The organism is Nostoc sp. CCY0012, assembly GCF_963920855.1.
GTDB lineage: Bacteria > Cyanobacteriota > Cyanobacteriia > Cyanobacteriales > Nostocaceae > Cyanocohniella.
This window is the reverse complement of the sequence record NZ_CAWUDM010000089.1, coordinates 1-24,524: the sequence shown is the minus strand read 5'-3', so window position 1 is coordinate 24,524 and position 24,524 is coordinate 1. Positions and strand designations below refer to the sequence as shown.

Here is a 24,524-nt window from a genome sequence, read left to right as displayed (position 1 = left end):
AGCGCCACCTACAGATAACGCACTACCTGAAAACGAAGCGCCACCTACAGATAACAATCCACCCGGTTTAGAGAACAATAATCCACCCGGTTTAGAGAACAACAATCCACCCGGTTTGGAGAACAACAATCCGCCCGGTTTGGAGAACAACAATCCGCCCGGGTTAGAAAATTAACGCAATTAATTATGATACGAAAAGGACAACTAGAAATTTAGCAGTAGTGAATTAGGTGGGGACATAAATTTTTATTTACCCCCATCTTCAAAGTCTGTTAACGCGCAAGCAAACTCGCTAAAAGCTGTTTTAACGAGAACCTCTTTCATTCCCCTGTCAAGTCGAGAATTGCGTATCATATCTGTTAACTCTATAAATAGTAGAGAAAACATATAACGATCTTGACGGTCAACCTGTTTCAAGCAAGATAGTATAAACTCATAAAGCTCTGTTTTTCTAGGCTTAGTTTGTTCATCCCATATTTGAAAACCAAGCCGGAAGGTTTTTAAGCGAATCTCATTAATGCTGTAGGACGTGTCTTTGTAGCGAATTGATACGCGCTGGGGCATGTCCATAGGTTTTAGGCATGAATATTTTAGATAGAATATTATTCAGTTATTTTTTGGATTATCCGGAAAAATACAAGCTATTTAGTGATTAATCATTGGTCATTGGTCAATTAATTACAACTCCGCTTCTTTCCATCTCCCACTTCCAAGCTCAGATAATATTAGCCAAGCCCACGGAACATATTGTAGGCTTGGCTAATTGGCTAATTAACAACTAGCTTTCATTCAAAAACGACGTCATATCTAATATTTGTCGTCTTTGTAATCGTCATCTTTGTAATCGTCGTCTTTGTAATCGTCGTCTTTGCCGCCGCCATATCCGCCACCGTATCCGCCTCTACGGAAGTAGAAACCACATCTAGGAACGCGAATACGTCGAGGACAACGACCTTTTTGTCCCCATTGGCCGCCAGAGATCAATTGTTGTTCGTCTGTGGACAATTCCACCATCAACTCAGATGAGATAGTTTGTTGTGACATAATTAGTTACCTCACTTACGTAATTAGGTAATGATTACCTAATGACTTAAACATAAGCAAGGCTGATTTTTAATTCATAATCCTAAAGGTATAACCTATAGATAAGCAAGATAAGCACTATTATATAGGTAAATTATATAAATAAGTAGTTGACATTTTGCAAAAAAATAGTCCGAATACCGACTTAGGCGTATACTTTTTGGCACAATGACAGAAGAGGGCTATTGTCAGTAAAAATGCCAAGTCAAGATGACGGCTGGAAACGGTTTTGGCATCCTCGCTCAGGTCACATGAATTTGTCTTGTCGTGACTATCTGTGTGACCCAGACATAGAGTGGGGACACGTCCATAATCCAGATCTAGTAACTTTTGAGGCTAGATCAGACTTTCCTTGTTTAGCACTCCTAGGTGAACCAGGAATAAGATTAATTGGCAAAGATTGAATATTCATTAGCTAGATTAATCTGCCTGAAGAGTAAAAAATGTTAGTTCTGGCGGACAGAATAAACGTATTGGTGCAATACTCATTCCAATACCAGGATTGACATAAAGTCGATTCCCAGGTTGGCCGAAACCCTTTGCCCAACCGTCGGCGTAAACTTTATCTTTTTGGATAAAACTTAACCACGACCATTGTGGCAAACCTGGTACTCGTACCTGTCCTCCATGAGTATGTCCCGCTACTGCTAAGGGGCTTGAGTTGGCAGGAAATTTCTCAAATGAGTCTGGATTATGCATCATCGTGATTCTAGGACTGCTATCTGGTACATTGCTCAAGGCTTGCTCAGGGTCATCACGATTTGCCCATAGCGAACCTACCCCAACTAGATATAAAGTATTTTCACTATCGGGAAGTTGCAGTTGAACTGACTCATTCTCCAATACTTTAATACCTGCTGATTCTAATGCCGTTTTCAAACGTTCGGCTTCTTCTGTTTTAGGTGGTGCAGACTTACTACTCATGCCGTAATCATGATTACCCAGCACTGCATAAGTAGGTATACCTGCTTCAATCAGAGGACGAACTATATCTACTGCTGTTTCGATCTCTGGTTTGATATTAGAGCCTGGATGATAAATAAAGTCGCCACTGATCAACGCTACAGCAGGTTTTGCCTCTACCAATTTAGCCACGCTGCGACGAGCAGTACCACGATTGTCGCCCCATAATCCAATTTGAAAATCTGAGATTTGTCCGATTTGCTTACCCTGCCATGATGGAGGAAGGTTGGGAATTTTTGCAGTTTCGGTTTCGATGTTGAGTATGCGGGGTTCGATAAAACTCCAGATTACCAATAGTGTGATCGCACTTACTAATCCTAAAATAGAATATTTTAGTTTTTGAGGGATATTTTTCATGATTAAAAAACCTTAATAAATTACACAAAGAAATTAAACTACAGAGGTATCAGCAACGACACTTTTTTGACTACATTGACGTGACTTGTTCGCAAATCGCTCTAAGCCGTAAAACACTGCTAAACCTAAAAGTGCCACTAAATAAACGTAATGCTCTAAAAAATCAAGTCTAATATTCAAACTGCTTTGGAGTGTTACTTGGGCTTCACTCAATTCGGGCAAAATGTGGACGAACACATAAGCAACAGATACTCCACTGCCAAGCGAGAGCTAGCGACTACGTGGTTTAGCATTGAGAATTTATAGTTTACCGGAAAATAAATGTCTGATTGCTAAGGCGATCGCATAGATTGCAATGTTCATACTTTTTTTATAAATTAGTAATATGTCGATAGCGAGCCTCTATTACGGAATACATACCGTAAGCAATCAAACCCAACGCCACTACACCTAAAATCCAGGGGCCAAAAGGTTGCTGCGCCAGAGATGCCAATGCACCACCTAATCCCCTAGCTTGAGTGCCATCTAATTGAATCGCTGCCAGCATTATAAAAATGCCGATGATACCAAAAACAATGCCACGGGCAGTAATCCCAAATCTACCCACACGCACTGCCCAAATTTGCTCAGTCCGACTCATTTGAGCAAGTTTGAAATGGCGCCGAAATTTGCCTTGATATGCTTGATAAAGGTAAGAAATCCCAACACCAATGACAATCAAACCCACAAGCATTACTAACCATCTGCCAAAGGGTTGATGTAGAAAATATATCGTCCAATCTTCAACTGAATCGCTATCGCCACTACTTGAACCGATAATTATTTTAATAGATGTTACAGCCAAACTGAAGTAAGCGATCGCACTAAAAGCATAGCCAAGACGCTTGGCAATTCGTTTAGTATTCATTTGTTGACCGGAATGTTCGGGGTCGAGAATAGTTTGCACAAATCGCCAAAGTGCATACCCAATAAGCCCCAGGGTGACAATACCCAGGAGAAATTTACCAAAAGGCTGGGTAACAATCGTCTCTAGCGCACCACTAGTATCTGTAGTTTTGCCACCAGAACCAAATGCTGCCTGTGCTGCTAGTAAACCCACAATAATATAAACTAGTCCTTTTGCTGCATAGCCTAATCTTGCTAATCGCTCAACCCAAAGATGAGAAACTGCTTGTCTAACGGGTTGTTTAATGTTTGTAGGAAGAGGATCACGTAGTGCCATATTTTTTTATTTATTCAGGTTGGGTTAGGACTAAATATTCTGAGCCTGTTAAGAATGTGCGTTGAGAGCTACTGTAAAAAATATAGCTAAACCTCGTCCATCATGAATAAGACTTACGCACTCGCTACGAAAATCAAGGCTTTGAGATTGCTTCCCTACGGTCGCAATGACGAAAATACGTGGTTGGTTACGTAAATCCTGATGAAAAGTGAAGTTTTTGTCATTAGTCCTCCCAATACCCAGGTAAATCAACCACTAAAATTCCTATTTCTTATTTGGTCGGGGGCGAGGAAACTCAGAAGGTCGCTTGAAGTTTTCGACTGGGACATTTTTAAGTGCATTTCGCATAAAATCACGCCATATAGGAGCAACCGTACCACCACCTGTTGCACCGTAACCGAGTCTTCTGTTGTCGTCTCTTCCTACCCAGATGGCAGTTGTCAACTGGGGTACAGTACCTACAAACCAAACATCCCTTTCTGATGAAGTTGTTCCCGTCTTACCAGCAGCCGGACGACCTATAGCAGCAGATTTACCTGTACCATTATTAATTACAGACTGCATCACATTAATCACCGATGCCGATGCCCAAGGATTTAAAACCAAATTAGGTTTAGGTGTGTTGTCCATCAAAATGTTGCCATTACTATCAGTGACACGCATGATTAATGTAGATGGTGACTGCCAGCCATAATTAGCCAAAGTAGCATAGGCACTAGCCATTTCTAGAGGCGTTACACCAATTGCACCTAAAGGTAAAGAAGTTACAGGTTGCATTGGACTCGTAATACCCAAAGTCCGAGAGGTTTCAATAACTTTATTTAGACCTACAGCTTTGCCTAGTTTGATTGCTGGAATATTCCGAGATAGTGATAAAGCTGTGCGAATTGGCATGGCTCCCATAAAACTATTATCATAGTTGCGTGGAGAGTACCAACGGTTGCCATCACGATACTTGACTGGAGTATCTTGCACCATTGTATTGGGTGTGAACTTGCCACTAGCAAAGGCAGCGTAGTAAACAAACGGTTTAAAAGAAGACCCTGGCTGACGACGCGCTTGAGTTACTCGGTTGAACTCGCTGGTTTTGGCATCTACGCCACCAACTAAAGCTTTAATAAAATGAGTACGAGGGTCAATAGCTACTAAAGCTATTTGATTATTTCTTAAACCTTGATTTGTTAATCTTTGATGCCAACTGTTGACTGTTTTTTTTGCCATCATTTGGAATTTAGCATCAACAGTTGTTTGCACCCGCATTCCACCTGTGAGCAATGCATCACGTCCAAATTTTTTCACCAATTCCTGCGCTACGGTATTAGTTATATAAGGTGCAGCACTACCTTCTAAAGACCTATTTTTATTCAGTTGAATCTTTTCTTTGAGAGCCTGATTGTAATCCTGCTGGCTAATCCAGTTTAATTCCCGCATCCTAAAAAGCACTTCTTGTTGCTTTTGTTTTGCCAAGTCCAGGTTTACAAAAGGACTGAAATACTCTGGTGCAGGCAGTAACCCTGCCATCATAGCCGATTCAGCCAAATTCAAATTTGCGGCTGACTTATTAAAGTAATAACGTGCCGCCATTTGCACACCATAATGGTTATCACCCCAATAAACTTGATTGAGATATAGATCCAATATCTCATTTTTACTGAGAGCTTGTTCTAAACGAACTGCCAGCACTGCTTCTGCTATCTTTCGCGTTAAAATACGCTTTTGAGATAAAAACAGGTTTTTCACCAATTGCATGGTGATAGTAGAGCCGCCTTCTTGGACTTTCCCAGCTTCCAAATTAACTACTAAAGCACGCGCCACGCCCATAGGATTAATACCTTGATGCTCATAAAAATAAGTATCTTCTGTGGCTAATACGGCTCTTTTTAGGTGAGGAGAAATTTTATTTAAGGGAACTACTTCACGATTCACTTCCCCGTGAATACTTGCCAACAGCCTGCCTTTAATGTCATAGATATAAGTTGTTTGTGCAGGTACAAAGTTCCGTATTTTTCTCACCCTTGGTAAATCACGGAAACTAATAGCTAAACCAAGCAGTCCTCCAGCTAGCACAGAAATTGCCAGCGTGGTAATTGATAAAAGGGTACAGCCAGTAACTTGACTCACTCCTTTGAAAAATTCTAAACTAGGCGAAGTCTGGATATGCGGCTGCTTATCTTCAAAACTTCTTAATGAAGACACGGCAATTTTATTTCCTCATTGATAGGTGTAACGGCAGTTTATTCAGCAAAGCCAACCAAATAATTTTCGGCTACTGATAATAGTTTGATAGTTATGAAAGTTGATATATTCCTAGCAAACATAACTCAATCAATTATTCAATTATAAAGAGTATTGAGTCGTAAAACTTCTACTTAGAGGTAGAATTTGGCTACACCGTAAGATGGGATTATATACAAAATATCCATCAGCAGCATTCACGCTAAAGAATATGGGGGAAGCAAGCAAGGCTCATCTCTCTCCACAAAATTTATGCAGGTTTATGTCTATACTAGGACTTATTGACAACCCGACACAAACACTGCTCTATTTTTCATATTCATCAATAGTGGGTAAAAAATAGTTACAGAAGTCTTGGCATTTATCCACCTAAGCAAAAGGTAGGTCAGCGGCTACTCCACCAATACGAAAATAATGATTGTTGACCATGCGATCGCCTGTGGCGGACTCAAACAGATCGAGAATCATTTTGCGATCGCGTAAAGTATAAAATCACCCTATTATCGTAATTGAGAATTATCGTGCGCTAGTATGAATTTGTATACATAATCACGATATACGGCGTAAATAAATGGATATCAGCTTAATCGTTAAACTTTTAGCTCCCTGTCTGCCATTTTTGCTGAATGTGGGTAGTAAAGCCGTAGAAGGGGCATCTCGGAAAGTGGGTGAAGATGGTTGGAATAAAGCCAAAGCTATTTGGGCTAAGTTACAACCTAAAGTAGAAGCTAAAGAAGCAGCCAAAGAAGCCGCAACAGATGTAGCTGAAAGTCCAGAAAACGAAGATTTACAAGCGAGTTTGCGGGTGCAATTGAAGAAGATTTTGGATGCTGATACAGCACTGGCGGAAGAAATAGCTAAAATTTTGCAAGAACAAAAATCAAGTGATGCCTCTGTGAGTCTCAATGCTGAATCTTACGATGAAAGTATACAGATAAATACAGCAGGTGATGTTAATCAGCCAACCTATGACTTAAGCAAGAATATCAACAGCCCAAAGTAACTAACTATATTGCTGTTTATGGTACTGCACAGCAAAAAATAGTCGAGTTGATAGAAAGCAGTACCAAAGCCGAATCACCAGGGATTTTGAAAGCAGGTGACTAGCCCAAAAGCTTGGCTTACTGGCAAGGAAGAACAGAAGAAATCGCGCAAATACAGCAATGGTTAACTGATAAAAATACATTCCTCATTGGCATAGAAGGCATTGGTGGTACAGGGAAATCTACGCTGGCAGCTAAAATTTACAATGAAATTGGGGGTTTCCCGAAGCGTTTTTGGGCTGATGTCGGTAACGGGGCAAGTTTTAGTGATTTAGCAAGGAAAGTATTACAAGAATTTGGCTTTCCGGTTCCAGAACAAGAAGCGCAGTTAGTCGAGGCGTTGATTAGGTGTTTACGAACTGGTCAATTTTTACTGATTATTGACAATTTAGAGAGTGTATTACAAGCAGATAGACAATGGGGAAGTCTATTTTATGGTGATTTCTTTAATGCCTGGGTGGAATCTGGCAGTAATAGTAAAGTCATAGTCACCACAAGAGAAAGACCAGAATTACCAAAAGGCTTTGCATGGCTACCCCTGAAAGGTTTGCAAGTAGAGGAAGGAGAAGCGCTGTTAACTGCATTAGGCATTCGGGGAGATTTAGCAGAGTTTGTCAAACTGGTAGATGGACATCCCCTACTGTTGAGATTGGTAGCAGATTTATTAAAGGAAGAATATTCTCAAGACCCGCATTTAAGCAGACTAGCAGATTTAGGTTTAGGCAACTTGCAGCAGTTGTTGACAGATTCCCAAGTGGTAGGTGTGCATCGCCGGGAAAATGTGGGGATGGTGTTGGTATTAGATGCCAGTTTTGCAAGATTGAGTGAATTGCAAAAGGCTTTGTTGCTGAATATTAGTGTTTATCGTGGTGCGGTTGATAGTGCAGCCGCCGTGGCTATGTTGACAGGATATTCAGCAGCAGAAATTGAGCAAGAGTTAAAGAATCTGGTTAAGCGTTCTTTTTTATTAGAAAAACTTAATGGTAAGCGGTGGTTTGAGTTTCAGCCAGTGGTGTTGGAGTATGTGCGGTATAAAGCAGGTGATCAAACAGAGGCACATCAACGAGCTATTGATTATTATCGCTCAATTGCAAAACAACCACCTTGGAATACAAAAGATGATGTCAAAGAATACTTAGAAATCTTTGATCACTTTTATCAGTTGCAAGATTATAACTCTGCCTTTGATAGCATTTGGTTTTGCGATGAATTTTTGACCTTGCGAGGTTACTATACAGACCAAGTGGAATTATATGGGCAGTTGGTCAGTAAATGGGAAGGAATTGGCGATCGCAAAAATTGGAATTATCGGGCTTCTCTAATTTCATTGGGCGATGCTTATCGTCACCTGGGAGAATACCCACGGGCGATAGAGTTCTTGCAGCAGTCTTTGGATATCGCTAGAGAGATAAGCGATCGCTTTGGCGAAGCTGTTTCTTTGGGCCATTTGGGCATTCCTTACAACTCCCTGGGAGAGTATCAACAGGCGATTGAGTTCTATGAGCAGTCTTTGGAAATATCAAGGGAGATAGGCGATCGCAACGGCGAAGGTGCTTCCTTAATGAATTTGGGCACTGCTTACCGTTCCCTGGGAGAGTATCAACAGGCGATTGAGTTCTATGAGCAGTCTTTGGAAATATCAAGGGAGATAGGCGATCACAACGGCGAAGGTGCTTCCTTAGCTAATTTAGGTGCTGCTTACAACTCCCTGGGACAATACCAACGGGCAATTGAGTTCTATGAGCAGTCTTTGGAAATATCAAGGGAGATAGGTGATCGCAACAGAGAAGGTACTTCCTTAGCTAATTTGGGTAATGCTTACTTATGCCTGGGAGAGTATCAACAGGCGATTGATTTCTACCAGCAGTCTTTGAGCATAGCCAGGGAAATAGGCGATCGCAATACACAAGGCAAATCCTTAATGAATTTGGGCACTGCTTACTGTTCCCTGGGAGAGTATCAACAGGTGATTGAGTTCTACCAGCAGTCTTTGAGCATAGCCAGGGAAATAGGCGATCGCAACGGCGAAGGTCATTCCTTAAACAATTTGGGCACTGCTTACCGTTCCCTGGGAGAATACCCACGGGCGATTGAGTTCTTCCAGCAGTCTTTGGATATCAAAAAGGACATAGGCGATATTCGAGGGGAAGCAAATTCCTGGTTTAACTTGGGTTTGGTATTAGAAATTATCAGCCGTAAATCAGACGCGCTGGGTGCTTATCGTAATGCCCGTGAACTGTGTCAAAAAATGGGACTTGATACTAATGTGCAAGATTGCAACGATAGAATTGAGCGTTTTTCTCAACCACAAACCCCTGTAATTACTCGCCGTGGTTTTTGGGCGTGGTTGCGCCGGTTGTGGCGTTGGGTTCGCTCTTGGTTTCGGCGGTGATTTTGTCTCACACAGAGGCGCAGAGAGGAAACTTTATAGAGATACTATTCAATGAATTTAAACCCAAAAGTACTGATCATCACCAAATTGGATCAAGGATTACCCGCCATTACTCCAGCCTTTGGTGCAGCCTTAGCAGAAGCTTGTGCTGTTTGCTTAAATGATCAAGGACATATGCAAGGTGTACAACTTCAAGTTCAAGGAGACTTAACAGATGTTTTCAAAATTTATTGGCAAGAAGTAACAGATCAAATGTTGCGGTGTTGGAATGATCATGAATACACTACAGAACAGGCAGCCTATGGAATTGCCCTTTTAATTATTAAAGAACTGACTGAATATACAGTCGTAGAACGTTCTCGCCGAGGAACAGGATTTGATTATTGGTTAGGAAAAAAGGCTGAAAATAATCAACTCCCATTCCAAAATGCGGTTAGGCTAGAAGTCTCAGGCATACGTCAGGGTGATGACAGTAAAATAAAAACAAGAGCCAACAAAAATTAGAGCAAGTAAACTCTATTGATGGTAGTCTACCAGTTTACATTGTGATTGTTGAGTTTAGTAAACCTTTGTGTTTTGTAGTGAAAAAATGAACCAGATTCAAAATTTACATAAACAAGCAATGGATTTCGCTGAAATGGCGCAAGTTGCTAAACTCAAAGGCGACTCTGTGTTAGCCTTGCAACTTTCTAGACAAGCATTTGAAAAAGAAAGGTTAGCCGCAGAATTAATCGTAAATAATCTGGTAGCAGAACCTACACGTTCAGTCTTACATCGTAGTGCGGCAACCTTAGCAATTGACTGTGGAGAAATTGCAGCAGCAGAACGTTTAATTGCAGTAGCTTTATCAGGAAATCCGCCTCAAGAGATTGCCGAAGAACTCAAGGATTTATTTGTGCAGATTAACATTGATAAATATTTTGCACGTCGTGGTATTGAATTTGATTCAGCTAAACTATAATTATGTAATCATATGGAATGTATTGAAATTATAAAATTATGAATACGAATCAAGCCATATATACAAAGGATATCGCAGATTATTTCAATTTTTTCTCTCCTGGAGACATCAGAATAAAAAACTCAAGAATAGGAATTGAAACCATTCTTTATGAATACATTGATTGTGGACGTTCTCCAGAGGAAATTGCTCAAATATATCAATCAATTTCTTTAGAACAAGTATATGCAACTATTTTGTACTATTTGCAAAACCAAGAAACTGTCAGTGATTATATGAAAAACTGGCTAGAACATGGTCATATAATGAGAGAAAAACAACGCCTTAATCCGCCACCAATATCAGGAAAACTCCGCCAACTCCGAGCCGCAAGGCAAGCCAAGAAAGGAATAAATGACGCTGAAATATCTTATTGATGAAAATGTCAATCCTCTATATCCAAATCAAATTAAACTAAAAGAACCTGAGATTATTATCCAGGTGATAGGAGAACCAGGAATACCATCAAAAGGAACACTTGATCCAGAAATTCTATATTGGTGTGAGGAAAATAATTTTATATTAGTAACCAACAACCGTACTTCTATGCCAGTACATTTAGCTGATCATATTGCTGTTAATCGTCACATACCAGGAATTTTCATTCTCAATCCTAATTTAAGTATTGGTGAAAATATAGAACAATTAATATTACTTGCTTTGGCTTCAGAAGATGGTGAATACAAAGACCGCATAATTTATTTACCCTTATTATAATGGGTAATAGATTAGAACTTATTACCCATTAAGGCTTACCTATTTGCCAAATACTGATACATTTGCCAACGTGCATCTACTTCGGTTTGTGCTTGTTGCAATAATTGTTTAGCTAACTCTGGCTTACTCTTAGTCAGCATTTTGAAGCGATTTTCTTGATACATAGATTGCTCTACTGACTGCGTAGGCGATCGCATATCCAATTGTAGAGGATTTTTCCCTTGTTGCTGCAACTCTGGATTATGTCGATATAGTAACCAGCGACCTGATTCTACCAAGGATTTCTGGTGGTTCATGCCTGTGGTCATGTTGATGCCGTGGGCGATGCAATGGCTGTAAGCAATAATCAATGAAGGCCCATCATAAGCCTCTGCTTCTAAAAATGCTTTGAGCGTATGTTCATCTCTTGCACCTAACGCTACACTCGCTACGTAAACATTACCGTAGGTCATGGCTATTAAGCCTAAATCTTTTTTCGGTGCAGGTTTTCCACTAGCCGCAAATTTGGCTACGGCTGCTTTCGGTGTGGCTTTGGATGATTGACCGCCAGTATTAGAATATACTTCTGTATCCATCACCAAAATATTTACATTGCGACCACTAGCTAACACATGGTCAATACCGCCAAAGTCAATATCATAAGCCCAACCGTCACCACCAACAATCCAGACACTTTTTCTGACTAAGTAATCAGCAAGGGATTTGAGATTTTGAATTTGAGATTTGAGATGAGGGTCAGCAGTCGTAATTTGATCTAACTCATGTTTGAGTAACGCCACCCTTTCCCGTTGTTCCCAAATATCAGCCTCGGTTTTTTGTTCAGTACTAAGTATAGATTTTACCAACTCATCAGAAATCTCTCCAATCCCTTCTAACAATTCTGCCGCAAACTCAGCTTGTTTATCTAGCGATAACCTAAAGCCAAAACCAAACTCGGCGTTATCTTCAAATAAACTATTAGACCATGCAGGGCCACGTCCTTCGGTGTTGGTTGTCCAAGGTGTCGTAGGAAGATTCCCACCGTAAATGGAAGAACAACCCGTTGCATTGGCAATCACCGCGCGATCGCCAAACAATTGGGTTAATAATTTTAAATAGGGTGTCTCTCCACAACCTGCACAAGCACCGGAAAATTCAAATAATGGTTCTTGCAGTTGTTGTTGGCGAATTTGGTTGAGTTTTAACTGTCGTCGGTCAGGATTGGGCAAATTCAAAAAGAAATCCCAGTTTTTACGTTCTTGTTCCCGCAAAGGTAGCTGCTGCGCCATGTTAATGGCTTTCTTTAATGGTTCAGCTTTACTTTTAGCCGGGCAAATATCTACACAGATGGCGCATCCTGTACAATCTTCTGGGGCAACTTGAATAGTGAATTTTTGGTTACTAAAACTCTTATCTTTGGCATCAACTGATTTAAATGTAGTCGGTGCATTGATTAATTCATCAGGTTGATAAGCCTTGGCGCGGATAGCACTGTGGGGACACACCATCACACACTTACCACACTGAACGCAGACATCAGGTTCCCATACAGGTATCTCCTCAGCGACGTTGCGTTTTTCCCATTTCGCTGTACCTGTGGGAAATGTCCCATCAGCAGGTAATGCACTCACAGGTAATTCATCACCATGCCATACCATGATTTCACCGAGGACATCCCGCACAAATTCTGGTGCATTGTCTAAGGGAGTCGGGAGTGGGGAGTTGGGAGTGGGGGAGGAAAAATGAGGTATATCGACTTTATGTAGGTTGGTGAGGGTGTTGTCTACTGCTTGCAAGTTCTTCTGGACGACTTCTGTACCTTTTTTACCGTAAGTTTTTTCAATGGCTTTTTTAATTTTGGTAATTGCTTCTGTTTGGGGTAAAACTCCTGCTAAGGCAAAGAAGCATACTTGCATAATTGTATTGATGCGTCCACCCATGCCGCTTTCACGGGCTACTTGATTGGCATTGATAACGTAAAATTTGAGTTGTTTGTCTATAATTTTTTGTTGTACTTTTTGGGGTAGATATTCCCAAACGGTATCGGCATCATAAGGACTATTCAGCAATAAAGTTGCCCCATTGACAGCCGATTTTAATACATCTATGCGTTCCAAAAAGCCCCAGTGATGACAACCAATAAAGTTGGCTTTGTCAATTAAATAAGTTGAACGAATTGGTTGGGGGCCGAAACGCAGGTGTGAAACGGTGATAGAACCAGATTTCTTGGAGTCGTAGACGAAGTAGCCTTGGGCGTAATTGTCTGTTTCTTCGCCAATAATCTTGATAGAGTTTTTATTAGCACCCACTGTGCCATCGGAACCTAAGCCATAGAACATTGCCCGCACAACATTATCTGGTTCCGTGGAAAAGTTGGGGTCAAAACTGAGGGATGTGTGACTTACGTCATCATTAATACCCACAGTAAAGTGATTTTTCGGTTGTGGTTGGGCAAGATTATCAAAAATTGCCTTTACCATCGCGGGGGTAAATTCCTTAGATGACAAACCATAACGCCCCCCGATGACTTTGGGGAATGAGGGAGTTTTTGACCAGGCTTCATAGATGGCTGCGACTACATCTAAATACAACGGTTCGCCGGCGCTACCTGGTTCTTTGGTGCGATCAAGGACTGCGATCGCCTGTACACTTTTGGGTAATACTTCGATAAATCTCTGCACGTCAAAGGGGCGATAGAGTCGTACTTTTACTACTCCTACTTTTTCCCCTTGGCTGTTGAGATAATCTACAGTTTCGTGGACTGTCTCACACCCGGAACCCATGAGTACAATCACGCGATCGGCATCACTGGCGCCGTGGTATTCGTAGATTTGGTAATGTCTCCCAGTGAGTTCACCAAATTCATCCATGAGGCGTTGGACAATGGCGGGAGTAGCGCTGTAGTAAGGATTAGCACCTTCACGGGACTGGAAGTAAACATCAGGGTTTTGGGCTGTACCCCGTAATATAGGGCGGTCTGGGGTGAGAGCGCGGGCGCGATGGGCTAAAATTAAATCTTCGTTGATGAGCGATCGCAATTGCTCATCTGATAATAACTTGACTTTTTGCACCTCATGTGATGTCCGGAAGCCGTCAAAGAAGTGCATAAACGATACACGGGTTTCTAAGGTTGCAGCCTGGGCAATCAAGGCAAAATCTTGGCTTTCTTGGACTGAGGCGGAACACAGCAAAGCAAACCCTGTAGCACGGGATGCCATGACATCACTATGGTCACCGAAAATCGATAACGCATGAGTAGCCAAGGAACGAGCCGCCACATGCACCACAGCACTAGTCAGTTCACCAGCGATTTTGTAGAGGTTGGGAATCATCAACAATAATCCCTGGGAAGCCGTGAAAGTAGTACTCAGAGAACCTGTTTGTAATGCCCCATGCACCGCACCAGCAGCGCCGCCTTCGCTTTGCATCTGCACAACACTGGGAATAGTATTCCAGAGATTGGGACGATTGTCGGCTGACCAAGCATCTGCCCATTCACCCATTGCTGAAGAGGGGGTAATAGGATAAATGGCGATGACTTCGTTTAATTTGTAAGCAACACGGGCAACAGCTTCATTCCCGTCAATGGTTGCAAAAGTTTTGTGCATGATATTTTACCGTGTCTTTGTTTGTGGCGATCGCTTCTGTCTGGTGCTGTGTGCCAACGCTTGTTTTTTCAACTGAATGAAGAGAATTTGTAACCTGAATAATTAGAAATTGCCAGCGTTAGTAAATTAGTTTTTTGAATGAATATTTAATTATTTTGTAGCCAATTTTTTTAATTTTACCTTCTGGTAGATATTGTGATCTATTTAATATTAATTATGTACTCATAACTAATCAGCTTTTATTGGTGAGGGTTTGAGATGATTTTTTCCAGTTGATGGGGTGCAGGTGCGGGAAAGTTTTAAACGCAACGTGAGTTCGACGGATCTAAAAAACCCCGCATCCATTCCTCTCCCCTGCAAGGAGAGAGGCTTTGAAATGCCTATTTTTCGTTGAAAATACGAAATATATCTGCCCCTCTCCGCGTCGGAGAGGGGTTGGGGAGAGGTTCATCGAACTCACGTTAAACGCAGAGGTTTGCCGCTAATATCTTACTTGTGAAGGAATGATCAGTCCTGACCAAAATAGAGGACTGGTAAGGCTTTGGGTCGCTAGTCTCTAAAGGTTAAAACTTGTGATGCTGCACCTACATTAATTGTCTGTAGCGAAGGTGATAGTGTTGTTAACCTTTCTCAACAGCAAAATTTTTTCAAAATGCTTCTCAATCGGCAACCAAAATCTTGGTATTACTGCTTTGATGATTCGCTGCAAATTGAACATCGGATGATGACCAAAATGGAAGACAATGACTATGAAGAATTAGTTATTACCATTGCCCAAGCATTTGTGGAAAGTAATTTAACCTGGGCAGAATTTCAGCAGATAGTTACCCGGATAGGTCAGAAAGAGGTATATGAGCAAATTCAGCAAGAATTTAATATTGATGGTCAAGCTTCTCAACGGTTATCTGCAATGATGAGTCCACGTGTTGGTTGTAATCATCTCAAGTGCATCAATCCATAAACTTTGAGGTTTTAACGAAGATAGCGGGACTGTGGTTGATTTGGCATAGACGACGGACGCGGAGAAATCGGGTTTCGCAACAAGAGTAAAGGAAGACTGAGAATACCCAGAATTATTACTACTCCGGTCATAATCCAAACAGGTAAACGGTGAGGTCGATAATCACCACGTTCAATTTCCCAGAATACCTGATTGTATCGCCATGCAGCTAAGGCGATCGCCACAATCCCAAAAACTACAAACGTAATTCCCAGATTTTCTGAGTTAAATACGGGATTGACATCAGGCTCTTGTTGTGCTAAAGCTACATTTAATTGACGTAGAAACAGACCAAAACGAGCGATCGCAAAACCAAAACCAATCAATGCAATAGAAGTACGTAGCCAAGCTAAAAAAGTCCGTTCGTTGGCTTGATGTTCTCGTTGACGGTCAATTTTATTGGGTGTGTTATTCATGAGTACTATATTTATCATGTCAATACCCATGATTGAACACTTTCGGTAGAGATTTTTTTCTCTAAGAAAACGAGTTATCTACAACACCCACACGTAAAGCAATTCGCTGATGCTGTTTCGCATCGTAGGGAGTACCTGTATGCATCACTTGGGAATTGTCCCAAAAAACCACATCACCCGGTTGCCAGACATGAGCGTAAACTGGTGTACGCTGCAAAATAGTTTGAAATAGTTCATGCCAAAATTGTTGTGCTGCTTCTGGCTTTTCTTCCATACCCACAGGAATTGATGTATCAGATCCCAGATATAATCCTTGTTTTCCAGTGACTTTGTGAGTGGATACCACAGGATGCATTTTCATCGGCACATTAGACCCTGGTTTGAGATATCTCGGTGGTAAATGATACATATTCATTTGTGCCAATTGTTGCTGATGACTGCTATCCAGATTGTTATATGCTTCAATCATGTCGATAAATTCTGTAGTGTGACCTGCAATCGGTATTTCTACTCCGTAAAGGATAATCACATACAGCGCATTCATATCTAAACCTGGTGTAGTTGGTAGATGATCCTTATCATGGTGCCATTGCCAAGCAAACTGTCCCACAATTTCTTGATTACCCACTTGAGGATTACCTAAAATAGCTACACCTGGACTTTGTAAATCTGGATGAATTAGGGGATTTAGAGGTTTAGACTTAGACCCAAAATTGACATTACCAAAAGTATTTTGAGCAAATTTCTTGAGTTGTGACGCTGTTAAATTTTGTTTTCGCATCACAATTACACCATGTTCCCACAGTGATTTTTTAAGTTCAGATATCTGGTTACTTGTCAATTGCATCAGCTTTTCATTAGGTAGTATTTCCCTACCTAGTCTGATGTTTTGCTGCACTGTTTGATATTTCATTGTGAGAATCCTTTAAAGATTAAAAGTGAGTATGTGAATATTGGAAATGAGTTTTTAATTTTGCCAATCCAAATGCTATAAGCACAGACACAAGAGATAAAGAAACTGATATATTACTAACAATTCCCTCTGTAATTATTGCCAAAGCTGCCAGTGCGATCGCTACACCTATACAAACTTGTTTAAGTTGACTAATTAACCGATATGCTCGATTACAGGAATTACAAATTAATGTATGTTGTAAAAATCTATTTGAGTCTGGTATTGAATGATGGTCGAAATCTTTAGAAGTAAAATAACCTTGATAATATGGTAAAGCATCACCAAACTTATCTAACCATTTACGATAACTAATTACTAGTAAATCTGATGTTTTCAGTGGTAAATAGACTTGGTTGAGATTTTGTTGCGATCGCGCAATTTCTGCTTGTTGTCCTACTATTTGCGGTAAATCCTGTTCTAAAACTTTATTTTGGCGAAAATGTTCTAACCAACGAGGTTTCAACTTCATCGCTTGAGTCCGAAAATTGCGATATCTACGCAACAACAGACGACATCTTCCCTTACCCAACGGAATTGAATATAAAGCTATTCCCGCATACCAACCAGGCTTAAAGTTTAATCGATAATGCACCAAATTAGGAGCAATAAAATCCAGATTTTGCCAAACGCCATGAGGATTATTAGCAGGACGCATCTTACCTCGAAATCCTTTAGCGGAAAAATCACTTACTTCCATTGCCAAAGGTTGGGCATTTTGGCGATTACCTTCAGTACCATCATGGCTAATATAAACGTGAGCCGGATCAACAAAATTTTCTATTAAATAAGCTTGGTCATAAGGCAAATCTCTTATATAGTCAGTGTAGACAAATTCTGGCTGTTCTAAATCAGCAATAGTGGGAATTAAATCAGCCATTGCAGTTTGAGCATTTCCTGGCCACATCCAAATCAAACCTTGACGTTCTATCACCGGAAAAGATTGCACACAGGCATTTACAGGGATAGTAGCATCTGTTGGTAACTGGGGAATATGCAGACATTGACCATCAATACCAAACTGCCAACCATGATAAGAACATTCAATCTTACCATCAATAACTTTTCCATCAGAAAGTTTAGCAGCACGATGAGGACACCTGTCAGTTAAACAAACAAGTATTCCCTCTAGATTTCTAAATAAAACAAAAGGTTCATCATATAAAGAAAAAGCATAAGGGCGATTTTGCGGTAAATCTTGCACAAAGCAAATAGGATACCAACATTGTCGCCAATTAAATTCCTGCTGTTCCTCACACACTTCCAGAGTCTTTGGAGTCTGCGCTTCTAACGTCATAGTATTATTAGGATGCCGCCACCCTAATACTGTCGAACTGTCATAGCTCAATCCATCTCCCCAACAGCAGATGCCATCCCATCTTCATACACCCTTAAAGACAGATGCAGGAGATAGGGGGATAGGGAGAATAATTTTGTTACTATTCCCAAGTTTGTCCCCTCGTCCCCTCGTCCCCTTGTCCCCTTGTCCTCTTTTCCCCTTGTCCCCTTGTCCCCTTGTCCCCTCCTCCCTACTCTCCCCAACGATACCACTCACGAAAATTTGCTCCTACACTCACAGCTAAACCAATCTGATGGTGTGACGATAATTCATCATGGCCTCCTTCATTTGCACCGATATAATACATGCGGAAACTGCCATCGTCCATTGGTACCACACAAGGTGTACCTACTGCCCTAGCATCCCAACGACCAGAGTTTTTAGGCGCATGACAAAAGACGGGATTTGAATCTTTTTGCCAGTGCTGACCATCTTTAGAAACGGCTACACCAATAGAGTGATAACCGCTATTATTGACACCTTCATAAAACATTAAGTACTCTCCATTGATTTTCAGAACATGACGAGTACCAATACCTTTCTCATCAAAACTGCCAGAATCACCCGGCCCTAAAATTTGACCGACTTTTTCCCAATGTAAACCATCTGTTGATGTTGCTAAACCAACTAAAAAACCTTTTTCTGGGTTCAGGGTGTGGTAGTACATCTTCCAAGTGCCATCATCATCACGCAACACTTGAGGCCAAGCGCAGAATAAAGCATCAAATTCACCTTGTTTACCTACATCCAGAAGCGCTCCTTGGTAGGTACTCTCTAGGCGTACCCAATTGATGCCATCACGAGAGATAGCACAACCAGGACGCATTTTTAATCCTTTAGCTTGAAACTTGCCCATGCTAATAACCGTGTGATTACCGCCGAAGTACCACATCCAATAAAGATTATCGATAAATTGGACATTGCTGACACCAACATGGGCTGAGTCGAATCTCTGGGAATCTGGATGAGGTTCTAAAACACAACCCATAGTGAGGGGGCCTTTCACTCGTTCCCAATGAATACCGTCAGGAGAAATTGCCAAACCACAGCGACCGGTGGGTAAATTAATTTGTCGGTCAAAAGCAGCATCTCGGCCGTAATACCACATTTTCCAAGTACCATCGGGACAATGCATGACTTGTGGTGCAGAAACTCGTTCGGAATCCCACCATCCTGACGGGCCTGGTGCTAATACTAGACCGGGTTGATTTATTTGGGTTTTGTAATTCATCAGATTAATTCGTAATTTGGCTTTGCTAATTGAGAATATGAATTTGTCTCACGCAAAGTCGCTAAGGCGCTAAGAAAAGAAAGGTAATTTATGAATGGCTGGTTACGGAAGGTTGGTAGTTATAAAGCCATTGTTCAAATTCAGCATCACTAAGTTGGGCTTGTTGCATCATTTTGCTAAGGTATGTCTCGTTATCGGCTTCATAAGCACGTTTGGCTTGGACTGCGTTACGAATTTGGATGATTTGGGTACGGGGTTTACGATTATTTTCATAGTTAAAGCTGTTTCTATATTGGCGGTATGACGCAGACATTGAGAAAGTTCCCAGGCATCTTCAAAGGCTGTATTTGCCCCTTGTCCTAGTAATGGCACCATTGGATGGGCTGCATCACCCAAAAGTATGACTCTGCCTTGACTCCAATTTTCCAGGGGAGGTCTGTCACATATGGGGCGTTCTACAATGTCTTCAGGGTTTGTTACTTGCAATTGTCATGGACATAACTTCGTTAGCAAGTAACTTTTGGTGGCTGTATCTGATTACAACGCGCCAAGACATGCGTCCAGCATAACAAGGTTCGCCGTCACCAATCAAGACCTGTCTGACTGCGGAGTTTAAACCGTCAGCGCCAACAATCACTACTTTGTTGGACATAATCTTAATATCTAATACTTACTTTGATTATTAATGCAGTGAATTTAATTTTTCATGAATCTTCCGAGGGATGTTGACAATATCTAGAGATATCCAGCAGTAGGCGACTCGCCTAAAACGCACACTTGGCGATATGCTTTCTTGATCTCCTCCACATTCGCAGCACAAACTACGTTAAAATTCAAGCAGAACAAGCATTTCCCGTGCAAAAACACCCCATGCTGGAGACTCTGCAAACCCAACTGTACCAACTAGAACAATTCGCTAACACTGTTGTTTCTTACCAACTAACACACCTCAGCTTGCTAAGTGTGGGCATTATTTTTGCAGCTGGTTTACTCACCAGCCTCACTCCTTGTATGCTGTCTATGCTGCCCATTACCATTGGTTACATTGGGGGTTATGAAGCGAAAGGCCGCCTACAAGCAGCAGCCCAATCTACATGGTTTGCGTTAGGATTGGCAACTACCCTAGCTGGATTAGGGATTATAGCGGCTTTTGTTGGCAAAGTTTATGGTCAAGTGGGTATCGGCTTGCCAATTATTGTGAGTATTATTGCTATTCTCATGGGGTTAAACTTATTAGAAGCATTACCCCTACAATTTCCCTCTTTGGGTGAAACAAATTGGATTTCCCCAAATTTACCGCCAGGAGTGCGTTCTTATTCCCTGGGGCTAACTTTCGGCTTAGTTGCATCTCCTTGTAGTACCCCCGTTTTAGCTAGCTTACTGGGTTGGGTTGCCAGTACACAAGATTTAATTCTCGGTGCTGTTTTGTTACTATCCTATACAGCAGGTTATGTAGCACCATTAATTTTGGCAGGTACTTTCACTGCTTCCATTAAAAAACTGCTGGAGTTGCGACGCTGGTCTGGTTGGATTAATCCAGTCAGTGGTGTGCTATTGGTAGGATTTGGTGTATTTTCTTTAATTTCTCGCTTTCCCTTGGGTAGTTTTTAAGCCATGACTGTAGACAATTCCGCCTCCACAGAATTAAGTTGGTGGTTAGTACCTGGGCGATTCTTACGCAGGGAGTTTTTGCCTGTACTGACTAATTTACGCCTAGCGATCGCCTTACTCTTACTCATCGCTCTTTTTAGCATCAGTGGGACTGTAATTGAGCAAGGTCAGTCACCCGCATTCTATCAGTCTAACTACCCTGAACATCCAGCTTTATTTGGTTTTTTGACTTGGAAGGTTATTCAGGTAGTGGGTTTAGACCATGTATATCGTACTTGGTGGTTTCTCAGCTTACTGATTTTATTTGGTACTAGCCTCACAGCTTGTACATTCACCCGCCAGTTACCAGCCTTAAAAACCGCCCGGCGCTGGAAATATTACGAAGAACCCCGGAAATTCCAAAAGTTAGCTTTGAGTGCGGAACTAGATACTGGTTCCATCAATTCCCTCAACGAGATTTTACAGAATCGCCGTTATAAAATTTTTCAAGAAAAAGACAATATTCTCTACGCCCGTAAAGGAATAGTTGGACGCATCGGCCCGATTATTGTGCATGTGGGAATTGTGACTATCCTCCTGGGGGGAATTTTGGGGGCCATGACGGGCTTTATGGCTCAAGAAATGATCACCAGTGGTGATACATTTCAAGTAAAAAATATTATAGATGCTGGCCCTTGGGCAAATCCTCAAGATTTAAAAAATTGGTCTGTGCGGGTTAATCGTTTTTGGATTGATTACACCCCATCTGGAGGGATTGACCAATTTTATTCCGATATGTCTGTGTTGAATAACCAGGGAGAAGAAGTTGATCACAAGAAAATTTTCGTCAACCAACCCCTGCGTTATCATGGCGTAACTTTTTATCAAACTGATTGGGGAATCTCAGCTGTTCGCATCCAATTTAATAACAGCCCGATTTTTCAGTTACCGATGGCTGCATTAGACACCAATGGCCGAGGGCGTATCTGGGGAAGTTGGATTCCCACCAAACCAGATTTGAGTGAAGGTGTTTCGGTGATCGCCAAAGACTTGCAAGGTATGGTATTAATTTATGATTCCACCGGCAAACTAGTAAATACCGTACGCACAGGAATGTCAGCCAAAATCAATGGCGTGAACCTGAAAATTGTCGATGTTCTTGGTAGTACTGGCTTACAAATCAAATCTGATCCTGGTATACCGATGGTTTACACAGGATTTGCATTACTCATGTTAGGCGCAACCATGAGTTATTTCTCTCACTCACAAATTTGGGCATTACAAAAAGGCGATCGCTTGTATGTTGGCGGTAAGACTAATCGCGCCCAAGTCGCTTTTGAACAAGAGGTTTTGCAGATTTTGGATAATCTCAGTTCTCAGCCTCAAGTTGAAACGCCTAAAGGTACTGAGTCTTAGCCTACCTCTGGGCGTGACTTGGGGTTTAAATCTATTTTTGGTGACGCACTTCCACCACTGTATGCACATTCCCACGGGGAGTAAAATCTGCCTTAACTGTCACCTCTAAAGGGTCACAAGCAGCCACAAAATCATCCAAAATTTGATTAGCAGATTCTTCGTGGGAAATATAGCGATCGCGGTAACTATTAATATAAAGCTTCAAAGCTTTTAACTCTACGACTCGCTCATCAGGCACATAAGTAATATAAATTGTCGCAAAATCAGGATAACCAGAAAACGGACACTTACAAGTAAATTCCGGCAAAGTAATATTCACATCATATCGCCTACCCACACGTGGATTAGGAAACGTAATTAATTTACCTTCGGAAATTTCGCGTTCGCCATATTTCATTTCTGGCTGGGGCTGGGATACAGTCTCAGGTGAAGAATTGCTCATAATTTATTAAATATATAGCTGTTGGCCTACTGTTAACCAAGCTCTTCCCAATCAGGACAACTTTCATCATCCCATCCATGAGGATGCATAGCACAGACTAATAAATTACCACCATAAACTTGACCGTGGTAATTATGACAACCTATGCAAGCAGGATTCTTTTCTGGTGTCGGTTCTACCCCATAAGGAAAACCTGGATCTCCATCTCCAACCACATCTTCCAGTTCCCAGTAAACTTCTAAAATCGGGTCAGTGAGATCCTGTAAATACTGGTCAACTTCAGTAGCAATGGAAGTTTGGACTTGTTCAGTAAATTCTTCCGTCAATTCAAAAAAGACATCCACCATTTCACTCATTCCTAGGAAGAAGCGTTCTACTTCGTCAGCTACTGTTTCTACGATTTCTACTAAATCTTTTTGCCATTGTTCCATAAACTTGACGCCCTTACCGACTATAAACAGGACGCTTAGTAGTACTGAGCTTGCAGCACTAGATTACACCCTAGGCATTGTATGTTATCAACTTTCTACATATAACACCATGCCAAATTGCCGCCTATTACTAATCATCAAGATAAAAATTAACTGCTTACTAATCTTGTTGCAATTTTTTTAACTCTTCTTGCAGTTTTAGCACTTGTTGGCGCAGGTTATCAACATTTTCTGTTGCTGGCGCTTTTGGCTCTTTAACTGTTGCCTCTTCGTCTTCTTCTAAAATTTCGATGCGACGGGGTTCAGACGTTGGTGGTTTTTCCGTTGTTTCTGTAGATGTTGGCGCTTGTTGAGCTTGCTTCATCATATCTTCTACAAAACGGCGGGCTTCATCTGTATTCATTTCGCCCTTGGCCACCATTTCATCCGCCAGTTTTTGGACTTGCGATCGCAGTTCGGCTAACTTCCCCCCTGCTTTCTCACCCGCGTAAGAAGCCAACCCGACACCGAGGTAAAAAGCTTTTTGAACAATATCTCCAAAACCAGGCATTGCTGCTGAACGCTCCTACAAAATAGGGCGACCCGGAGACTACGCCTACCATAAGCATCCCGTATTGCTGCTACCTTCCGGTTCTGACAAGATTTGGGCGTTAAAGTCGCATAGATCCAGGTCTGATATCAGCATAACACTAAAAGTCCGTAAGTGTGTGTTACTCGACAACAATTTTCCATTCGTAAAGCTGATAACTCACACAGTTGTTTTGCACCAATGGATCAAGAGCCACAATTGCTTCTGCCTCATCCCTCGAAGCTGCCTCAAACAGCAACATTCCGCCCCTGTCTTCTGCCCAATAGCCTGTTCGGGCTTTGTATCCTTTGGCAATCAAATCTTCAACGTAGGCTTTATGGGCGGGTACGTATTGGTCAAAAATAGGTTTATCGACTTTACCTGCTTCAATTTTGACGAACCAAGGCATTTAGTTGCTACCTCTCGATTTTTCTGTATCATCACCCAAACTAGGGGCTTCCCAAGAATAAATTATCCAATAGGATTTACGCACTCGCTACGAAAATCAAGGCTTTGAGATTGCTTCCCTACGGTCGCAAT

The 24,524-nt window shown here is 41.5% G+C and carries 27 protein-coding genes, 1 other RNA gene and 1 pseudogene; 10 read left to right on the top strand and 19 right to left on the bottom strand.

What is annotated here, in order from left to right:
* Positions 1–246 precede the first annotated feature (246 nt).
* Both ACM0OS_RS21610 and ACM0OS_RS21605 read right to left on the bottom strand, forming a co-directional pair.
* The gene (locus ACM0OS_RS21610; protein WP_414545251.1) at positions 247–570 is read right to left on the bottom strand and encodes a hypothetical protein; all 324 of its coding nucleotides are present in this window, start codon (positions 568–570) and stop codon (positions 247–249) included.
* Between the two features lie 237 nt (positions 571–807).
* Positions 808–1,044, bottom strand: coding sequence for a hypothetical protein (locus ACM0OS_RS21605; RefSeq protein WP_414545250.1), 237 nt, complete (start codon positions 1,042–1,044; stop codon positions 808–810).
* 236 nt (positions 1,045–1,280) lie between these two features.
* Between ACM0OS_RS21605 and ACM0OS_RS21600 the strand changes: the two genes are divergently transcribed.
* Entirely contained in the window at positions 1,281–1,487 is a 207-nt protein-coding gene (locus ACM0OS_RS21600) for a hypothetical protein (protein ID WP_414545249.1), read from the top strand.
* 16 nt (positions 1,488–1,503) lie between these two features.
* Here the strand turns inward: ACM0OS_RS21600 and ACM0OS_RS21595 are convergent, their stop codons facing one another.
* From ACM0OS_RS21595 to ACM0OS_RS21575, 5 genes and pseudogenes are all read right to left on the bottom strand, one after another.
* Complete coding sequence (locus ACM0OS_RS21595; RefSeq protein WP_414545248.1) at positions 1,504–2,403, bottom strand: metallophosphoesterase; 900 nt, start codon at positions 2,401–2,403, stop codon at positions 1,504–1,506.
* Between the two features lie 33 nt (positions 2,404–2,436).
* A complete protein-coding gene (locus ACM0OS_RS21590; protein ID WP_414545247.1) occupies positions 2,437–2,640 on the bottom strand; it encodes a hypothetical protein in 204 nt (67 codons plus the stop codon).
* A gap of 133 nt (positions 2,641–2,773) precedes the next feature.
* Positions 2,774–3,625, bottom strand: a complete 852-nt coding sequence (locus ACM0OS_RS21585; protein WP_414545246.1) for a DUF1206 domain-containing protein — start codon at positions 3,623–3,625, stop codon at positions 2,774–2,776.
* Between the two features lie 264 nt (positions 3,626–3,889).
* Positions 3,890–5,821, bottom strand: coding sequence for a transglycosylase domain-containing protein (locus ACM0OS_RS21580; protein WP_414545245.1), 1,932 nt, complete (start codon positions 5,819–5,821; stop codon positions 3,890–3,892).
* 348 nt (positions 5,822–6,169) lie between these two features.
* Positions 6,170–6,352: pseudogene (locus tag ACM0OS_RS21575) on the bottom strand (NADPH-quinone oxidoreductase); the annotation flags it as partial.
* Positions 6,353–6,431: 79 nt separating this feature from the next.
* On the opposite strand from ACM0OS_RS21575, the gene ACM0OS_RS21570 reads away from it, so the two are divergent.
* The 6 genes from ACM0OS_RS21570 (at position 6,432) to ACM0OS_RS21545 (ending at position 11,012) form a co-directional block, all read left to right on the top strand.
* Positions 6,432–6,863 carry a hypothetical protein gene (locus tag ACM0OS_RS21570; protein WP_414545244.1) on the top strand — a complete coding sequence of 144 codons (432 nt, stop codon included), beginning with the start codon at positions 6,432–6,434 and terminating at the stop codon, positions 6,861–6,863.
* A 113-nt stretch (positions 6,864–6,976) separates the two neighbouring features.
* Positions 6,977–9,295, top strand: coding sequence for a tetratricopeptide repeat protein (locus ACM0OS_RS21565; RefSeq protein ID WP_414545243.1), 2,319 nt, complete (start codon positions 6,977–6,979; stop codon positions 9,293–9,295).
* Positions 9,296–9,346: 51 nt separating this feature from the next.
* Positions 9,347–9,799 carry a hypothetical protein gene (locus tag ACM0OS_RS21560; protein ID WP_414545242.1) on the top strand — a complete coding sequence of 151 codons (453 nt, stop codon included), beginning with the start codon at positions 9,347–9,349 and terminating at the stop codon, positions 9,797–9,799.
* Positions 9,800–9,884: 85 nt separating this feature from the next.
* Positions 9,885–10,256: a hypothetical protein gene (locus tag ACM0OS_RS21555; RefSeq protein ID WP_414545241.1), complete on the top strand. Its 372-nt coding sequence runs from the start codon at positions 9,885–9,887 to the stop codon at positions 10,254–10,256.
* A 38-nt stretch (positions 10,257–10,294) separates the two neighbouring features.
* Positions 10,295–10,672 (top strand): DUF433 domain-containing protein, encoded by a 378-nt coding sequence (locus ACM0OS_RS21550; protein ID WP_414545240.1) that lies wholly within the window; start codon positions 10,295–10,297, stop codon positions 10,670–10,672.
* Entirely contained in the window at positions 10,650–11,012 is a 363-nt protein-coding gene (locus tag ACM0OS_RS21545; protein WP_414545239.1) for a hypothetical protein, read from the top strand. The genes ACM0OS_RS21550 and ACM0OS_RS21545 overlap by 23 nt, the downstream gene beginning before the upstream one ends.
* Positions 11,013–11,047: 35 nt before the next feature.
* Here the strand turns inward: ACM0OS_RS21545 and nifJ are convergent, their stop codons facing one another.
* Positions 11,048–14,599 carry a pyruvate:ferredoxin (flavodoxin) oxidoreductase gene (nifJ, locus tag ACM0OS_RS21540; protein ID WP_414545238.1) on the bottom strand — a complete coding sequence of 1,184 codons (3,552 nt, stop codon included), beginning with the start codon at positions 14,597–14,599 and terminating at the stop codon, positions 11,048–11,050.
* Positions 14,600–15,251: 652 nt separating this feature from the next.
* Here nifJ and ACM0OS_RS21535 point away from each other — a divergent pair.
* Positions 15,252–15,560: a hypothetical protein gene (locus ACM0OS_RS21535; RefSeq protein ID WP_414545237.1), complete on the top strand. Its 309-nt coding sequence runs from the start codon at positions 15,252–15,254 to the stop codon at positions 15,558–15,560.
* 11 nt (positions 15,561–15,571) lie between these two features.
* Here the strand turns inward: ACM0OS_RS21535 and ACM0OS_RS21530 are convergent, their stop codons facing one another.
* From ACM0OS_RS21530 to ACM0OS_RS21505, 6 genes are all read right to left on the bottom strand, one after another.
* Complete coding sequence (locus tag ACM0OS_RS21530; protein WP_414545236.1) at positions 15,572–16,015, bottom strand: YidH family protein; 444 nt, start codon at positions 16,013–16,015, stop codon at positions 15,572–15,574.
* 61 nt (positions 16,016–16,076) lie between these two features.
* Positions 16,077–16,928, bottom strand: a complete 852-nt coding sequence (locus tag ACM0OS_RS21525) for a TauD/TfdA dioxygenase family protein (protein WP_414545235.1) — start codon at positions 16,926–16,928, stop codon at positions 16,077–16,079.
* Between the two features lie 19 nt (positions 16,929–16,947).
* On the bottom strand, positions 16,948–18,315 hold the full coding sequence (locus ACM0OS_RS21520) for a Rieske 2Fe-2S domain-containing protein (RefSeq protein ID WP_414545234.1): 1,368 nt from the start codon (positions 18,313–18,315) through the stop codon (positions 16,948–16,950).
* Positions 18,316–18,496: 181 nt separating this feature from the next.
* Positions 18,497–19,537, bottom strand: a complete 1,041-nt coding sequence (locus ACM0OS_RS21515; RefSeq protein WP_414545233.1) for a glycosyl hydrolase — start codon at positions 19,535–19,537, stop codon at positions 18,497–18,499.
* Between the two features lie 88 nt (positions 19,538–19,625).
* Positions 19,626–19,850: a hypothetical protein gene (locus ACM0OS_RS21510; RefSeq protein ID WP_414545253.1), complete on the bottom strand. Its 225-nt coding sequence runs from the start codon at positions 19,848–19,850 to the stop codon at positions 19,626–19,628.
* Between the two features lie 153 nt (positions 19,851–20,003).
* Positions 20,004–20,189: a hypothetical protein gene (locus tag ACM0OS_RS21505; protein ID WP_414545232.1), complete on the bottom strand. Its 186-nt coding sequence runs from the start codon at positions 20,187–20,189 to the stop codon at positions 20,004–20,006.
* Positions 20,190–20,407: 218 nt separating this feature from the next.
* On the opposite strand from ACM0OS_RS21505, the gene ACM0OS_RS21500 reads away from it, so the two are divergent.
* On the top strand, positions 20,408–21,148 hold the full coding sequence (locus ACM0OS_RS21500; protein WP_414545252.1) for a cytochrome c biogenesis protein CcdA: 741 nt from the start codon (positions 20,408–20,410) through the stop codon (positions 21,146–21,148).
* Between the two features lie 3 nt (positions 21,149–21,151).
* Positions 21,152–22,543 carry a cytochrome c biogenesis protein gene (locus tag ACM0OS_RS21495; RefSeq protein WP_414545231.1) on the top strand — a complete coding sequence of 464 codons (1,392 nt, stop codon included), beginning with the start codon at positions 21,152–21,154 and terminating at the stop codon, positions 22,541–22,543.
* A 31-nt stretch (positions 22,544–22,574) separates the two neighbouring features.
* Here the strand turns inward: ACM0OS_RS21495 and queF are convergent, their stop codons facing one another.
* From queF to ACM0OS_RS21470, 5 genes are all read right to left on the bottom strand, one after another.
* A complete protein-coding gene (gene queF / locus ACM0OS_RS21490) occupies positions 22,575–22,985 on the bottom strand; it encodes a preQ(1) synthase (RefSeq protein WP_414545230.1) in 411 nt (136 codons plus the stop codon).
* Between the two features lie 32 nt (positions 22,986–23,017).
* Positions 23,018–23,416 carry a hypothetical protein gene (locus ACM0OS_RS21485; RefSeq protein WP_414545229.1) on the bottom strand — a complete coding sequence of 133 codons (399 nt, stop codon included), beginning with the start codon at positions 23,414–23,416 and terminating at the stop codon, positions 23,018–23,020.
* 160 nt (positions 23,417–23,576) lie between these two features.
* Positions 23,577–23,966 carry a phasin family protein gene (locus ACM0OS_RS21480; protein ID WP_414545228.1) on the bottom strand — a complete coding sequence of 130 codons (390 nt, stop codon included), beginning with the start codon at positions 23,964–23,966 and terminating at the stop codon, positions 23,577–23,579.
* Positions 23,967–23,992: 26 nt separating this feature from the next.
* Positions 23,993–24,089, bottom strand: an RNA gene (gene ffs, locus ACM0OS_RS21475) — signal recognition particle sRNA small type.
* Between the two features lie 37 nt (positions 24,090–24,126).
* A complete protein-coding gene (locus ACM0OS_RS21470) occupies positions 24,127–24,393 on the bottom strand; it encodes a YciI family protein (RefSeq protein ID WP_414545227.1) in 267 nt (88 codons plus the stop codon).
* Positions 24,394–24,524 lie beyond the last annotated feature (131 nt).